General features: G+C 70.3%; 5 protein-coding genes. 4 read left to right on the plus strand and 1 reads right to left on the minus strand.

Going from position 1 to position 17,208, the window contains the following annotated elements; all coding sequences use genetic code 11:
* Nucleotides 1-209 precede the first annotated feature (209 nt).
* The 3 genes from ACFWJX_RS05150 (at nucleotide 210) to ACFWJX_RS05160 (ending at nucleotide 5,355) form a co-directional block, all read left to right on the plus strand.
* Entirely contained in the window at nucleotides 210-2,009 is a 1,800-nt protein-coding gene (locus ACFWJX_RS05150; RefSeq protein WP_383236986.1) for a PQQ-binding-like beta-propeller repeat protein, read from the plus strand.
* A gap of 306 nt (nucleotides 2,010-2,315) precedes the next feature.
* Nucleotides 2,316-4,376, plus strand: a complete 2,061-nt coding sequence (locus tag ACFWJX_RS05155) for a PQQ-binding-like beta-propeller repeat protein (protein WP_383236988.1) — start codon at nucleotides 2,316-2,318, stop codon at nucleotides 4,374-4,376.
* Nucleotides 4,377-4,644: 268 nt separating this feature from the next.
* Nucleotides 4,645-5,355: a LuxR C-terminal-related transcriptional regulator gene (locus ACFWJX_RS05160; protein WP_383236990.1), complete on the plus strand. Its 711-nt coding sequence runs from the start codon at nucleotides 4,645-4,647 to the stop codon at nucleotides 5,353-5,355.
* A gap of 79 nt (nucleotides 5,356-5,434) precedes the next feature.
* Here the strand turns inward: ACFWJX_RS05160 and ACFWJX_RS05165 are convergent, their stop codons facing one another.
* Nucleotides 5,435-8,935 carry a DNRLRE domain-containing protein gene (locus ACFWJX_RS05165; RefSeq protein WP_383236993.1) on the minus strand — a complete coding sequence of 1,167 codons (3,501 nt, stop codon included), beginning with the start codon at nucleotides 8,933-8,935 and terminating at the stop codon, nucleotides 5,435-5,437.
* 504 nt (nucleotides 8,936-9,439) lie between these two features.
* Between ACFWJX_RS05165 and ACFWJX_RS05170 the strand changes: the two genes are divergently transcribed.
* Nucleotides 9,440-17,182, plus strand: coding sequence for a ricin-type beta-trefoil lectin domain protein (locus ACFWJX_RS05170; RefSeq protein WP_383236996.1), 7,743 nt, complete (start codon nucleotides 9,440-9,442; stop codon nucleotides 17,180-17,182).
* The last annotated feature ends 26 nt before the right edge of the window (nucleotides 17,183-17,208 follow it).

Genomic DNA, 17,208 nt, shown 5'->3' on the forward strand with positions numbered 1-17,208 from the left:
GGCGCGTGCGCCGCGTGAAGGGGGCGTGAAGGCGCGTAACGGCGGCATCACGGCCCGGTCCTCCCTTGGGAACAGGGGCGGATGCGGGCCCCTTGGCTGTCGGTCCCGGGTGATAGAAAGAGCCGTCTGAGAACTTTCTGAGCACGAGTCCGGGACCGTCACGAGCCTCAGGGCGTGGCTAAAAATCAGTGAGCGAGGGGGAGACGCTGATGACTCAGCCGCCCAACCAACAGCCGCCGCAGGGTGGTTTCGGCGCACCGCAGGACCAGCCGCCGCAGCCGCCGCAGGGTGGTTTCGGCGCACCGCAGACGCCGCCGCCACCGCCGCAGGGCCCGCCCGCCCAGCCGCCGCAGGCTCCGCAGCCCGGTTACGGCTACCCGCAGCAGCCTCCGCAGCAGCAACAGCCGCCGCAGCCGGGGCCGTACGCCCAGCCGAGCGGTCCCTACGGCACACCGGGTACTCCGGGCGTGCCGGGACCGTACGGGCAGCCGGCCGGTCCCTACGGGCAGCAGCCCGGATACGGCTATCCGCCGCCGCAGTTCCCCGGTGCCCCCGGCACCCCGGGGCCCGGCTCCCGCAACCCCTTCAAGGGGAAGCCCGCGCTCGCCGTCGGGGCCGCGGTGGCGGCGCTGCTGGTGATCGGCGGGACGGTGTTCGCGGTCACGAGCGGTGACGACGGCGGCGGCAAGAAGAAGCCCGTCGCCGGGCCGAGCGACGACGGCAAGCCGTCGGCGAGCGACAGCCCCGTCAACCCCGGTGACGGCGACGGCGACGGCGGCGAGGACCCCGAGGACTTCAACGCCGACCGCAAGAGCGGCGAGGCCAAGGTGCTCTGGTACAAGGAGGCGCCCGACGCGCCCGCCTCCGGCGCCGAGGCCCCCGGCATGTGGATCACCTCCAAGACCGCGGTGAAGGCCGCGTACAAGGAGGTCGTCGGGTACAACGTCGGCGACGGCAAACCGGCCTGGGACACCATCGCCCTGCCGCAGAAGGTCTGCGCGGTCACCCCGCAGAAGACGGCCACCGACAAGATCGTCGTGGCCTACATGAACGGCAGCAGCGACCGCGCCAAGTGCAACCAGCTCCAGCAGATCGACCTCAACACCGGCGCCAAGGGCTGGACGGGGACGGTCGCCGACGGCGCGCTGTTCGACAGCGCCATCACCGTCGAACTGTCCGTCACCGGCAACACGCTGATGGTGGGCCGCTCACAGTCGGGCACGGCGTACGACGTGAACACCGGCAAGCAGCTGTGGGAGAAGAAGAAGTACGGCGACGCCTGCTTCCCGACGGCCTTCGCGGGCGGCGCCAAGCTGATCTCCGTGGCCTCCTGCGACGCGACCGACCCGACCGAGCACGACGAGGTGCAGGAACTGGACCCGGCGACCGGCAAGGTCAAGTGGACCCAGAAGTTCGACAAGGGCTGGACGGTCGCCCGCGCGTACTCCATGGACCCGCTGGTCATCTACAGCACCAACAAGGACAAGAACGCCTGGAACATCTCGACGCTCAAGCCGGACGGCACGTTCCGTTCGCAGGTCGGCGTCGACGAGGACTTCGCCCCCGAGTGCGGCTGGGCCATCCTCCAGCGCAACCTGACGGGCTGCGAGGGCACGGCGGCCGACGCCAACACCCTCTACCTGCCCACCGAGGCGACCACCGGAGCCAACGAGATCGTCGCGATCGACCTCGCCACCGGCAAGGAGAAGTGGCGCGTGAAGTCCCCGGCGGACGAGTCGATGGTGCCGATGAGCGTCGAGGGCGGCAACCTCGTCGCCTACGTCGAGCCGTCGTACGACGCGGCCGGCCGGGTCGTGTCGATCCCGGTCGCCGGTTCCACGCACACGCCGACGACGCTGCTCCAGATGCCGGAGAGCACGGTCGACCTGGAGGACAGCTTCTTCTCCCGCGACCTCGCCTGGGCGGACGGCCGCTTCTTCATCTCCTCCACCCGGCTGGCGGGCAACGACGACTCGAAGGAGAAGCTGATGCTCGCCTACGGCAAGTGAGGCGAGCGACTCCGGCCGGAGCGGTTCGCCACGGCCGGTCGGGCGGGCCGCCGCCCCCGGTCGGCACGGCTCGTCCATGGTCCGTCCGTCGATAGTCCGTCAGGCGGACCGCTCCGGCCGGAGCGATCCGCCTGCGGCCGGTCGGGCGGGCCGCCGCCCCGGTCGGCGCGGCTCGCCCGAGGCTCAGTCCGGCGGGCCACCCCGGCCGCAGCGTGCGGCCCTCTCGTCGCCGCCCGGTCACCCCGCGTCCGCGAGGTCCCGTACTCCCGTCCCCGTCTCCCCCAGCGTTCTCCCGAGGTACCCACCATGACCCAGCCGCCGCCCCCGCCGCCGAACCAGCCGCCCCAGGGCACCCCCGAGGACCAGCCCCCGCAGGGCACCTCCGGCGCACCCCAGGACACCCCGCCGCAGGACACCCCGCCGCAGGGTGCCTTCGGCGCTCCCGAGGAGCCGCAGGACGCCCCGCCGCAGGCCGGTTTCGGCGCACCGACCCCGCCCCCCGCGGCACCCCAGCCCCCCGCCGCGCCTGCGGCCCCGCCCGCGGGACCGCAGCTCAGCAAGGCCCCGCAGGCCGGTTACGGCTATCCCGGCCAGCCGACGCCGCCCCCCGCGGGCCCGCCGCAGGCACCCGGTTACGGCTATCCGCAGGCGGCCCAGCCCGCCCAGCCGCCCCAGCCACCGACGGGTCCCGGCTACGGCTACCCCGGTCAGCCGGGCCAGCCGAACGCCTACGGCCAGCAGCCCGCGCCAGCCACCGTCCCCTTCGGCCAGCAGGCGCCGTACGGCCAGCAGCCGGGCTACGGCTACCCGGGCCAGCCCGGCTACCCGACGCAGCAGGCCTACCCGGGCTACCCCGGTCAGCCCACCGTGCCGATGCCGTCGCAGCCCACCGGCGGTGGCCGCAAGATGAACGCGCAGGTCGCGATCATCGTCGCGGCCGTCGTCGCGATCGCGCTGATCATCGGCGGTGGCATCTGGTACGCCGGCTCCGGAGACGACGAGGGCAGGACGGACACCGCGAGCACCGGCGGCACGACCGGCGGGGGCGGTGACGAGAAGGGCGGCAGCGGCGGCACCGGCGGCACGACGTCGTCCGGCGGCACCGAGAAGGTGCCCGGCGACCCGGCCTCCAAGGTCCTCTTCCAGATCCCGTCGCCCGCGGTCGCCAAGGACGACACGGTCATCGTGAGCGGCTCCTGGCTGACGGAGAAGGCGTACGTGAAGTCGGGCGTCGCCGAGATCGTCGGCTACGACCCGGACAAGGGCACGAAGCTCTGGACGATCAAGCTGCCCGGCCCGGTGTGCACGGCCAGCCGGAAGGCCACGGCGGACGGCAAGACCGCGGTGGTCTTCCAGCCGAAGATGCCCGCCAAGGACTCCTCGGCCGGTTGCAGCGAGGTCGCCGCGATCGACCTCGCCGCGGGCAAGGAGCTGTGGCGCAAGACCGTCAAGTCCGGTGACTACCCGATCACCTTCGACAACGTCACCGTCGGCGGGAACACCGTCGCGCTGGGCGCCACCGAGGGCGGCTCGGCCTTCGACATCACCACCGGCAAGCTGCTGTGGTCCCCGAAGGCGGCCGACACCTGCTACGACGCCGGTTACGGCGGCGGCACGAAGCTGGTCGCGGTGCGCAAGTGCGGTACGTACGACGCGCGCGAACTGCACATCCAGACCATCGACCCGGCCTCCGGGAAGGTGCTCTCCGAGTACAAGATGGCGACCGGCATCGAGTACGCGAGCATCGTGTCGACGGACCCGCTGGTCGTGGCCGCCGACGTCGGCGACAGCGCCCAGGACGGCAGCGGCGTCTCGGACTTCTTCTCCATCGACAACAAGACCGGCAAGCTGCTGGCCAAGATCTCCGCCCCGGGTGAGCAGTTCGCGGCCCGCTGCGACGGCATCACCGAGATGGAACAGTGCAGCGGCATCGCCGTCGGCGCGAACCGGCTGTACCTCCCGACGGAGGAGCACGACGGCACCGGCGAGTACAGCCGGACCAACGAGATCCTCGCCTTCGACCTGACCACCGGCAAGCAGACCGGCCAGCGCGCCGACGCCGGCGACGGCTACACGCTGTTCCCGCTGCGCACGGACGGCACCAACGTCATCGCGTACAAGGGAGCGCCGTACGACGAGGGCGGACAGGTCGTCAGCATCGACGGCGGTACGTTCAAGCAGACCAAGCTGCTCCAGAACCCGTCGACGGAGGCGGTGCGGGACGCCGAGAGCCGGATGCTCCCCGAGCACTCGGAGATCATCTACTCGCAGGGGCACCTGTACATGGCCTCGGAGTACGCGGACGACTCCAGCTCCAGTTCCGGTGACAAGGAGTACCTGGCCCTGGCGTTCGGCACCAGCGGCTGATCGTCGCGCCGCTGCCGTGACGGCCCCGTCCCTGTTCAGGGGCGGGGCCGTGCACGTACCGCTCATCACCCTCGAATGCGAGGAATTTCGGCGATCCGGGGCACTTCTCGCCGGTAGGGGGAGCGCAACGTCGAACAAGCGTGTAGCTTCCGGGGGCATGAAGGACGGGGTGCCGGGGGGCACCCTTTGTCTGTCTGTACATGTGCCGGTATCTGGCTTTGCCTGTTTGCCCGTGTGGGCATCCATGGGGGGACTGGGGGGTTGCTCGATGGGAGTGCGGCTGATGGTGGTCGACGACCACCGACTGCTCGCCGAGGCGCTGGCCTCGGCACTGAAACTACGGGGGCACCGGGTGCTCGCCGCGGCGGCGCCGGCCGCGGGCGCGGCGGAACTGGTGATCACGCGGGCACCCGAGGTGTGCCTGATGGGCACGGCGACCCCGGCCGAGCCGGGCATCTTCGACCCGGTCGTCCGCATCAAGCGGGAGCGGCCCCAGGTGGCCGTCCTGGTCCTCGGCCCGGTCCCGAGCCCGCGCGGCATCGCGGCGGCCTTCGCCGCGGGTGCCTCCGGCTACGTACGCCATGACGAGCGCATCGAGGGAGTGGAGCGCGCGATCATGAAGGCGAGGTCGGGAGAGGCGGCGGTGGCCCCCCAACTCCTGCAAGGAGCCTTCAGTGAACTCCTCAACCCCACCGCCCAGCCCGACGACGAGGGCCAGCGTCTCCTCCAGCTCCTGACCCCCCGCGAGGTGGAGGTCCTGGTCCGGGTGGCCGACGGCGAGGACACCCGCCTGATCGCCGCCGGCATGAACATCGCCCCCTCCACGGCCCGCACCCACGTCCAGCGAGTCCTGATGAAACTGAACGTCGGCTCCCGCCTGGAGGCGGCGGCGCTGGCGGCGAGGACGGGGCTGCTGGACCGGGCGGGACCGTTGACGCGGGAGCTTCGGCACGCGGAGGCGGGGCCGGAGTTCCCGTAGGAACTCCGGCCCCGCGCGCGGTGTTCGGCGGCGACGGGCGGCCCGCCCGACCGGGTGGGCCGCCCGTCCGGTCCCGAGGTCAGCCGAATGTCAGCTTGGTCGTGGCCCAGGCGCTGTCCCCGCTGATCACCGCCGTTCCCGTGCCGATCGTCGCTGCGCCGCCCTTGTGGAAGTAGATGCTCCCGGCGCTCGACAGGGCCCAGATGTCGGGGATGCCGTCCTGGGTGACGTCCGGGGTGCCGCGGAGGTGGGTGACGGGCACGGTGGCCGTCGACCAGCCCTCGGCGTAGACCTCGTCGGCGCCCGTTTTGGAGGCCGCCGCCGTGGACAGCGAGGCGATGGTGGAGCCGCCCGCGCCGTCCTTGACGCCGAACCTCAGGTAGAGGCGGCTGGAGGAGCCGGAGCGCCACAGCAGGTCCGGGGCACCGTCGTTGTCGTGGTCGCCGACCGAGACGAGGTCCCGGTCGAGCCACGCCGTGGAGGCGATCTTGGTGACCGTCAGGAAGGTGGCCCCGGTGTACCCCTCGAACGCCCACAGCTCGCCGCCGGTGGCGGTGGCGAAGAGGTCGGGGCGGCCGTCGGCGTCGTAGTCGCCCACGATGAGCTGGTCGAACGTCGCCGGGTCGGGTGAGCCGGACGGCAGTCGGACGGTGCTGCGCTGCGAGATGTCGACGCTGCCGTAGCCGTCGCCGGGGTAGACGTAGAGCTTGCCGTCCGGCATACGGGCGAACAGGTCGCCCACACCGTCGGCCGCGAGCGCGTCGCCGGCGTGTGCGATCAGCGCGGGCTTGCCGTCGCTGCCCATCCAGTAGCCGGGCAGGTGGTCCTCGCCGTCGCCGTCCGGGTCGGAGAGCAGGCCGACGCCGTCGTCCTGGCCCGCCTCCAGCCCGACGTGCAGGTCACCGGCGATGGTGGACGGGTACATCAGCAGGTTGCCGTTGGAACTGATCGCGTACAGGTCCGGGATGCCGTCGCCCGTGGTGTCGCCCGGCTTGTCGGCCGCGTCGCGCGGGGTCACGTAGAACAGGTACTTGGTGCCCAGCGACGGGTTTCCCGAGCTGTCCACGGCACGCACGTAGAGCACGTTGGGTCCCGCCGTGGGCGGCGGCAGCGACACGGTCGCCGAGGAGCCCGCGGTGACCGTCTTGCTGCTGGCGTAGCTCGTGGTGTTGAAGGACCACTCGTACTTGGTGACGTCGGTGTCCTCGTCCGGCGCGAACGTGAAGTTGCCGGACGAGCCGAACTTCACCGTCGACCACACCGAGCCGTCCTCGTCGGCCGGCGGGAAGGCGGTGGACGTCACGAGCGGCTCATTGGGCTTGGAGCTGTCGAAGATGAACCGGCACACGTACGGATCGGAGGTCGGCGCGTACGGTGAGGCGGCCCCGCTGGAGTCGATCGCGCGCACCCGCCAGGAGTACTGGTAGCCGTTGGTGAACTTGTCCTTGGTGACGACGGCCGAGGCCTTGCCGGTGCTGGTGACCGCGACGTTCTTGTCGAGGATCTTGGTGTCGCCGTAGCCGGTCCGCCACAGCTCGAAGTCCAGGTACTCCAGGTCCTGCCGGGTGGAGGTGTCGTCGGCGTCGGAGGAGACCGCCGACAGCGTCAGGTCGCGCTTGCCGATGTGGATGTACGGCGTGGTGCGGTCGCAGCCGCCGCCGGGGGCCTGGGCGAGCGAACTCGGCGTCTTCGGCTTGCGGTTGTAGACCACGGTGAGCTTCGGCGCGCTGTCGCCCTCGGCCCGGAACTTCTTCCAGGAGTACGCGGAGTCCTCGGTGCTGGCGCGCAGCCCGATCGTCATCGAGTACCAGCCGCCGTCCGCCGCGTCCTGGGCGACCGACTTGGCGTCATAGCTGACGTAGGCGTCCGGACAGGACGAGTTGTAGCCGTACGAGAAGGACTTGGTGCCGATCTCCGACTTCCAGTCCGGCTGGTTGTTCCAGGTGGTCTTGGAGGAGATGCCCCCGGTCAGCCACACCTGCATCTCGCGCGCGGAGCAGGACCAGGAGTACGTCTCGCGCAGTTTGATGGAGGCCGAGGAGACGTGGGCGCCCTTGATGCTGGTGGACCAGCCCAGGCGGAAGAAGGACCGGGACAGCCCCCAGGTGGTCGACTCGAAGCCGACACGCGCCTCGGTGGTGCCGCTGTTGTAGTTGGCGCCGTCGTAGAAGCTGGAGCTCGGGTACTTCTTGTACGCCGTGGTCCAGTTCTTCGTCTTGCCGTAGATCGTGGGGTCGATGAAGACCGGGTAGACGGTGTCGTCGTCGGTGAGCAGTCCGGCGTCCGGGACCAGGGACAGCCCGGTGGCGGTGGCGCCGGGCGCGGTCAGTTTCGCGTCGGCGGCGGCGAGGTGGGTGCCGGGGTCGGGGCCGGCGAGTCCGGGCAGCGCGAACACCTGCTCGTCCGGGAGGTCGGCGGGGGCGGCATCGCGGTACGCGGCCTGCCGAAGGACGGCGGGGCCGGCGTTCGCCGCGCCGCGGAAGGCCGCCGGATCGGCGGTTCCGGTTCCCGCGGTGTCGGCGTCCGGTTCCTCGGACGCGGCCGGCTCCTGCGGTGCGTCCGTGTCGAGACCGCCCTCGGGGACGGCCTTCTCGTCTGGGACGGGGGCTCCGGGCTCCTCCGAGTACGAGGGGGTGGGCTCCGGGCTCTCCGCCGGCTCGGGGTCCGCGCCCGCGGTGACGGCCGTGCGGCCCGCCGAGTCCCACAGGTAGGGCGTGGGGGAGACGGCGATCTCCTGGCCGTCGCGGTCCCTGCCGCTGACGACCTTGGTGACCGGGTCGAGGTGGAAGGTCAGGTCCGGTGAGGACAGGCCGTAGGACAGCCCGGAGACGCCCGCGTCCTTCCCGGCCTGCGCGCTGTGCACGATCAGGACGTGGCTGAAGCCGCTGGCCTGGGCGGTCAGCATCAGGTCGACGCCGCTGAGCACGTTCCGGTACAGGGCGCTCGGCCCGCTGATCACCGGCTCGGGCAGCGCTCCCGGCCAGCTCAGCGTGATCTCGTGGCCGCCGCTGGTCATGGTCGCCAGCTCGGTGTACCCCTCGGGGGCATCGGCGGCGCGTACGGCACGTCCGCCGCGCGCGACGGTGAAGACGGCCGGCTGGACGGCTGTCGCACCGCGGCCGGAAGCGTCGGCTCCGCGCGCACCGGTGCCGCGGGCGGCACCGCCGCCCGCCGAGAACACCACGGGGTCCACCGCCGCCCTGGGTGCCCACCCGCCCCCGGCCGTCTCGGCCAGCGTCGTGTCGATGGGCTTCCAGACCCCGTCCACCCGGGCACGCACCGGCGCGCCGTGGGCGACGAGTTCGAAGCTGCCGTCGGGTCGCGCGTAGGTCGTGGACGTCTCGTCGCGCAGCGCGGTCACCTCGACGCGCTTGCCGGTGGCGGCGGCCTTCTCCTGGGCGGTGTCCTGGGTGAGGGGGCCGGTGGCGGCCTTCTTCGTCCCGGCCGGAGAGTCCGCGGGGCTTGGATCGTCGAACAGGGGAACGGCGAGCAGACCGATGCCCAGCGCGCCGGCGACCAGCGCGCCCACCCCTGCCCGTCCTCGCCCGGACGCGGGCAGGCCGAAGCGACGACGTTGCATGGTACTGCGTCCCCTCCCCCTGGAATTCCGGAGTGCCCGGAACTCTGTGTGCTCCCTGTGCCGTCCGCCGTGTTCCGTTCGGAAGTCGGGGAAAGCGATCACAGAGCATGGCCGATGCGAAGCGGATGCGCCACATCGCTCGATCCACTTTGCCTTTCCGTGACTTTGTGAAGTGAGCGAAGCGGCTCGCAGGTTCGTCTTGAGGGTGAGGCTGACCAGCAGGTTCACTTCCAGGTCAGGTGGGAGCAAAGGATCACAATGTGCCCTTGTTCAGGGGGTGATTACCCTCCGTTTGGGATGATCTTGACCGGGATAAACCCTGCGGAATGCATTTATCGCCAGCCGTGTGAATTGCTCTCGTGACCTAGATCACCGGCCCTATTCCGCTTGTTGACTTTCCGTGAACATGTGCCCGAGCATTCGTGATCGTCAATGGCCGGAACTGTGTGCGCGGGGGCTGCCGCTGTGTGGGGATCGCTGTCATGGAGCGGCAGGAGGGGGCGCGTGAGCACGCGCGCCGACCGCCGCAGGCAGGCGCGGATACGGGCCGGCGTCGTCGGCTCGCTCGTGGTGGCGCTGATGGTGGGCGTCGCGCCCACCGCGTCGGCGCTGCCGCCGGGTGACGACCGCAGTGGTGTCGACCTGGTCGACCTCCCGTCCGTCGAACAGGCGGACGGTGAGGAGGGCGGCAAGCTCGCCGAACTCACCACGGCCGAGGCCGAGCAGCCCGTCGAGTACGAGCCGACCGACGTGACGGCGCCCACCGGCGGCACCGTCACCAAGGACCTCACCGGTCTCGCCCCCGGCACCCTGGTCCCGCTCGACCAGCCCGACGGCACCGCGCTGCCTGTCGAGGTCGGCGCGCCGGAGACGGCCACCTCGACCGAGGCCGCCGCCCTGGAGGGCGAGTGGCAGGTCTCCCTCGCCGGCCAGAACGAGCTGTCCACCACCGCGATCGAGGGCGTGGCCCTCACGGTCACCCCGCCCGCCGAGGCCAGCGGCGACGCCGTCATCGCCCTCGACTACAGCGACTTCTCCGAGCTGTACGGCGCCAACTGGGCCGACCGGCTGTCGTTCGTGCAGTACCCGGCGTGCTTCCTGACCACCCCGGACACCGCGGGCTGCGCCGAGCCGACCGAGGTCTCCACCGACAACGTGGTCGCCCAGACCGGCACCGACGCCGACGGCAAGCCCGTCTACGAGCGCCGCATCCTGGCGACCGTCGCCACCGAGGACCTGGCGGCGGGCGGCACCAGCACGGCGCCGACGGCGTCCACCGCCTCCGCCCGGGAACAGGGCACGGTCACCGACGCGGTCTACCGCGAGCCGGAGGCCGGCGGCGGCACCCGCCTCGCCTCCCTGGCCGCCGCGACCGCCGACGGCTCCGGCTCCTCCGTCCTCCTCGCCACCGACTCCGGCTCCGGCTCCAAGGGCGACTTCGGCGCGACCCCGCTGGTCAGTGCCGGTTCCTGGTCCGCCGGCGGCAACTCCGGCGCCTTCACGTACTCGTACACGCTGCAGACCCCGAGCGTCCCCGGCGGGCCGTCCCCGTCGGTGTCCTTCGGCTACAACTCGCAGGTGGTGGACGGCCGCACGTCCGCCTCGAACAACCAGCCCTCCTGGATCGGCGACGGCTGGGAGTACAACGCGGGCTCCATCACCCGCACGTACACCTCCTGCCGCGACGACCAGACGAACGGCAACAACACCAAGAAGACCAGCGACCTCTGCTTCGGCTCGTACAACGCCACGCTCACGCTCGGCGGCACGACGACCGAACTGGTCCTGCCCGACGGCAGCGGCCCGTACGGCGACAAGTGGGTCACCGCCAACGGCGACGGATCGCGCGTCGAACTGCTGCGCGACAGCGGCCTCGCCAACGGCGACGCCGACGGTGAGTACTGGCGGGTCACCACCCGCGACGGCACCCAGTACTACTTCGGCAAGCACAAGCTGGCCGCCGACTGGGCCAGTGGGGACCCGGTGACGAACTCGGTGTTCGCCGCGCCCGTCGCCGGCAACCAGGACGGCGAACCCTGCTACAAGGCGGGCGACTTCGCCGGCTCCTTCTGCGACCAGGCCTGGCGCTGGAACCTCGACTACGTCGTCGACACCAACGGCAACGCGATGACGCTGTGGTGGGCGAAGGAGACCAACCACTACGCCAGGAACAACAAGTACAAGACGCCCGTCTCCTACGACCGCGGCGGCTACCTCAAGCGCATCGAGTACGGCCTGACCTCGGCCGACCCGTACGCCACCCCGATCTCCAAGGTCACCTTCGACGTCGACGAGCGCTGTTTCAAGGAAGGCGAGATCACCTGCACGGCGGAGGGCGACGAGAACGACAACTTCGCCTCCGGTGACTTCGCCAAGAACCGCATCTGGTACGACACCCCGGCCGACCTGTACTGCGCCGCCGGCAAGGAGTGCTTCGTCCCCGTCCCCACCTTCTGGTCGCGCAAGCGGCTCGCCCAGGTGACCACGTGGACGCAGCGCACCCAGGGCTCCACCGCGCTGACCAAGCTGGACAGCTGGACGCTCCAGCAGTCCCTGCCCGCCGACCTCACCGACGAGGGCACGGCCCTGTGGCTGGAGTCGATCACCCGCACCGGCTACGGCACCGACGGCGAGGCCATCGCGCTGAACCCGGTGGAGTTCCTCGCCAACAGCGTCTCGATGCCCAACCGCGTCAAGCGCGGCAGCGACGACCCCAACCCTGCCTTCGACCGACTGCGCATCGCCCGTGTCGTCAGTGAGTACGGCGGCGAGACCCTGGTCACCTACAGGACCGACGCATGCAAGGTGGACGGCGCGTTCCCCAAACCCGAGTCCAACGTCGGCCTGTGCTTCCCGGCGTACTGGAACGCGGACCCCGACAAGGAGACCATCGACTGGTTCCACAAGTACGTCGTCGACAAGGTCCAGGAACTGCCCGCCCTCAGCGGACTCGATCCGATCACCACGACGTACGAGTACCTCGGTGACGCCGCCTGGAGCCTGAACCAGGCCGAGTTCTCCAAGAAGAAGACGCGTACCTACGACCAGTGGCGCGGTTTTGCCCGGGTCCGCACCTACACCGGTGACGACAGCGGCACCGCGTACATGTCCACGAAGCGGGGCATGACGGAGACCCGCTTCTTCCGGGGCATGGACGGCGATCCCCTGCCCGGCGGGGGCAGCCGGTCGGTCATCGTGAAGGACTCCGAGGGCGCCACTGTCGCCACGGACGAGGAGCCCTTCGCCGGCCGTGTGGCCGAGTCCCTCACCTACGCCTCCGCCACCGCCTCCACCTGGCTGACCCGCACGGTCGACAAGCCGAAGGCGGTCAAGCTCGCCGCCCGCAGCCGCTCCGGCGGCATCCCCGACCTCAAGGCCTGGCGGGTCCTCACCCCCGAGTCCCTCACCTACACCCGCTCCTCCGGCGAAGGCACCGACAAGCGCACCGTGCGCGTCCTGCGCACGGTGACGGAGTACGAGGACACCTACGGCCTGCCGACGCGGGTCACCGAGTACAACGACTGGTCGTCGGACTCCGCGGCGAACAACACGGACGACGACACCTGCACGGTCATGTCGTACGTCCACAACACGGCCAAGCACCTGATCGGCCTGCCCGAGCAGACCCTGACCACCGCCGGCACCTGTGCACAGGCGGCCACCGCGACCGCCGCCGACTGGATCGACGGCTCCCGCGTCGCCTACGACGGCCTCGCCTACCAGGCCGCCCCGACCGTCGGCAACGCCACCGCCACCTGGGCCGTCACCGGCACCGGCGGCGGCTGGGTCAAGGACGCCGAGGTCACCTACGACGCGTACGGCCGCACGACGTCCACGAAGAACGCCCTGGCGATCGCGAACGACGAGGACTCGAAGGACACCACGACCTACACCCCGGACAAGGGGCAGGTCTTCCAGATCACCACCACCAACGCGCTGAACCACAGCGAGACCAGCACGCTGGAGCCCGGCCGTGGCGTGGCCCTCACCGACGAGGACGTCAACGGACGGGTCACCACCTACACCTACGACGCCCTCGGCCGCGCCACCCAGGTGTGGAACCCGAACCGCGCCACGTCCAAGTCCCCGTCGGCGAAGATCACCTACGACACCACGATCGGCCAGCCGGTCTCGATCACCACCGCGTCCCTCACCGACACCGGCGACTACGGCGTCTCCACCGTCATCTACGACGGCCTCGGCCGCGAACGCCAGAAGCAGGAACCGGCGGTCGGCGGCGGACGCCTCATCACGGACACCCTGTACAGCGCCAACGGCACCATCAAGCAGACCAACAACGCCTACTACGACAAGGACGAGCCCTCCACCGTCCTGTTCGAGCTGGCCTCGGACTACCAGGTCCCCAACGCCACCCTCTACGCCTACGACGGCCTGGGCCGCACCCTCACCGAGACCCCGTACCTCAACGGCACCGAGGTCCCGGCGAAGGCGACCCGATACGAGTACGGCCTCGACAACTCCACGGTCATCAACCCGCAGGGCGCCACCGCCCAGCGCACCTGGTCCGACGCCATGGGCCGCATGGTCCGAGTCGACACCTTCACGGACGCGCTGCGGGCGGCGTACCGCTCGACGACGTACAAGTACGACGAGCGCGGCGACCGCGTGGAGGCCAGGGACTCGGAGGGCAACCTCTGGACCTGGAAGTACGACGCCCGGGGCCGTCAGACCCAGGCTGTCGACCCGGACACGGGTACGACCACGACGAGGTACGACATCCTGGACCGGCCCGAGCTGGTCACGGACGAGAACGCGGCCGTCCACACGGTCTACGACAAGCTGTCCCGCCCGATCGAGCAGCACCAGGACTCCGCCACCGGCGCCCTGCTGATGAAGACCACGTACGACACGCTGATCGGCGGCGTCGGGCTGGCCACCTCGCAGACCCGTTACACGGACAACCTGGCGTACACCCAGGCGGTGACCGGCTATACGGCCGACTACCAGCCGACCGGCCAGAAGATCTCCATCCCCGAGTCGGTGGCTCTCTCCTACGGCTTGCAGAAGGAGTACACCTACAGCTTCGAGTACTCGGAGTCGGGAGCCATGGAGGCGGTCAACCTGCCCTCGGTGGGCACCCTGCCCGCCGAGAAGCTGGTGATCCGCTACAACGACGACGGCATGCCGGTCTCCACCTCGGGCCTGGCCTGGTACACCGCGCAGACCTCGTACTCCCCGTACGGCCAGGTCCTGCGGACGGTCAGCGGCGAGAACCCCAACCGGGTCTGGACGACGAACCTGTTCGACGAGGCGACGGGCGAGCTGACCCGGAGCATCGTCGACCGTGAGTCGACCAGCGACACCACGGCCGTCACCGGCCACCGCGTCAACTCCCGCGCCTACGCCTACGACCCGGCCGGCAACGTCACGTCGATCGCGGACACCGCGAACTCGTCGACCGACCGCCAGTGCTTCACCTACGACGCGTTGGGCCAGCTGGCCGAGGCGTGGACGGCTCCCACGTCCTGCACGGCGACGGGCAAGACGACGGCGGCGCCGAAGTACTCGGACGGCACGACCAACGTCACGGCGGCGAACAGCGGCTACTGGCAGTCGTACACGTACGACGCGATGGGCAACCGCAAGAAGCTCGTCGAGCACGACCCGGGCCTGGACACCACCAAGGACGCCACGACCGACTACGTCTACGGCAAGGCGGACGGCACCCAGCCGCACACCCTGACCGGCATGTCCTCCACGTACAAGGCGGACTCCGGCGCCCAGGTCACCAAGGCGACGACCCTCACGTACGACGCGGCGGGCAACACCGAGACCCGTACCTTCGACGGGTCCGAGCAGGCCCTGGACTGGACCTGGGACGGCCAGGTCGAGAAGATCACCGGCTTCGGCGAGAACGGCTCCGGCGCATGGCTGGGCCTCTCCAAGAAGTGCCTGGACCTGTCCAGTTCGTCGACCACGGCCGGCACCGCGCTCCAGCTGTACACCTGCAACGGCAGCAAGGCGCAGAAGCTGCGCATCGACTCGGCGTCCACCGCCGACCCCTCGACGGGCGCCCTGAAGGTCCTCGGCAAGTGCGTGGTCCCCAAGGACGGTGGCACGGCCAACGGCACCCTGGTCGTCATTGCGGACTGCACGGGTACCACGGCCCAGCAGTGGACGGCGACCTCGACGGGCACCCTGAAGCACGTCTCGTCTGGCAGGTGCCTGGACGTCCCGAGCTCCAACTCGGCGGACGGCACGGACCTCCAGCTGTACACGTGCGACGCGTCGGCGAAGCAGTCGTGGGTGCCGGACAAGGAGACCAAGTACATCTACGGCGGTGACGGTTCGCGCCTGATGGCGATCTCCGCCACCGAGCGCACGCTGTACCTCGGCGAGTCGACCATCTCGGTCAACGCGGCGGGCGGTCCCGCCTACACCGAGCGCTACTACTCCCAGCCCGGCGCGCCGACCGTGATGCGGCACGCGCAGGGCGCGGGTGCGGCCGAGCTGTCGGTCCAGGTGACCGACCAGAACGGCACGGCGTACGTCAACGTGGCGCTGGCGTCGGGCAACAAGGTCAAGTTCTCCAGGACGGACCCGTTCGGCGCGAAGCGCTCGGAGTCGTCGACCTGGCGGTCGCACCAGAGTTACGTGGGCGGCGACGACGACACGAGCGGCGGCCTGGTCCATCTGGGCGCCCGCGAGTACGACCCGAACACGGGCCGCTTCCTCTCCCCGGACCCGGTCCTGGACCTGGCCGACCCGGTTCAGATGAACGGCTACGTCTACTGCGAGAACAACCCGGTCACCTTCAGCGACCCGTCAGGTCTGGCGTCGGAGGGTGGCACCTCGGAGTACGGCGGCCCGTCGGCCTCGGAGGAGGCGGCGGCGAAGAAGACGCTGAACACCTCGGTCTCGGACGTCATCCTGTCCATCGGCTGGGCGGCTCTGAAGGAGTTCGTCGGCTGGAACAGCGTGGTGGGCTGCTTCTCCCGCGGTGACGTCTGGGCGTGCGGTGAGCTGTTCCTCAACGCCATCCCATGGACAAAGGCGTACAAGGCCTTCGGATTGGCCAAGGCGGCGTACCGGATCGCCAAGGCCGTCAACGCCCTGATGAAGGCCAAGGAGAAGGCCCGCAAGGTCCTCGAACTGGCCCGTAAGGCCCGTGAGCTGGCCCGCAAGGCGGCCGAGGCCAAGAAGAAGGCGGCCGCGCTGGCGGCACAGCTGAAGAAGAAGGCCAAGGAAGCGGCTACCCGGCAGGCGAAGAAGGCCGCGCAGAAGACGGGTAACGCGATCCAGAAGGCGCGCAAGACGGCGGCGAAGAAGGTGGAACCGAAGCCGCAGCAGGCGAAGGCGAGGAAGCAGTCGTCAGGAGGAGGCGGCGGCGACAACGGCGCGTCCGGCGCCAGCTGCCCGATCAACAACAGCTTCGTCCCCGGCACCCGGGTCCTGATGGCCGACGGCACCACCAAGCCGATCGAGGACGTCGAGAACGGCGACAAGGTCCTGGCGACCGCTCCGGAGACCGGCGAGACCGCTGTCGAGACGGTCACCACCGAGATCGTCGGCGAGGGCGTCAAGCACCTGGTCGAGGTGACCGTCGCGGTCGGAGACGGCAAGGAGACCGCCCAGGTGACGGCCACCGAGGGACACCCGTTCTGGGTTCCGGAACTCGGTGAGTGGGTCGACGCCACGGACCTGCGGACGGGGGAGTGGCTGCGCACCAGCGCAGGCACCTACGTCCAGGTCACGGCGGTGGAACGCTGGACCGACCAGCACGCGCGGGTGCACAACCTCACGGTCAGCGACCTGCACTCCTACTACGTGCTGGCGGGCGGAGCACCGCTGCTCGTCCACAACTGCGGCACCGGTGGCGCCGACATCGACCATCTCACCGACATGGTCGACGACATCACGGACGCGGCCGGAGCCGGAGCGGGCTGGCGCACAATGGGTGCTTTGCACGCCGACGTGCCCGGCAGCTCCCAGGGGCTGGATGTCGTCGCGGTCGGTGCCCGCGCGGACCTGACGGCCGGGCAGTGGCAGCGGCTCCCGAACCTCGGGGCCGGAACGCTCGCCATCCGGGTTCCGCAGCCGTTGAAGACGGTGCCGAAGGAACACCTTTGGCACGCGGAGACCAAGATGTTCTTCGAGGCGGCCGGAATTCTCCAGATCAAGCCGAGACTTCTGGTCGTGAGCCGGCCCATCTGTCCCGCATGCCAGAACTTCCTCTCACGGGTGGGAGCCAGGATCACATCGGACACAACGGCCGAATGGCCCTGAAGATAGGATGCGGGTTGTGCTCGCAG

Source organism: Streptomyces sp. NPDC058335 (genome assembly GCF_042723915.1).
Taxonomy (GTDB): Bacteria; Actinomycetota; Actinomycetes; order Streptomycetales; family Streptomycetaceae; genus Streptomyces.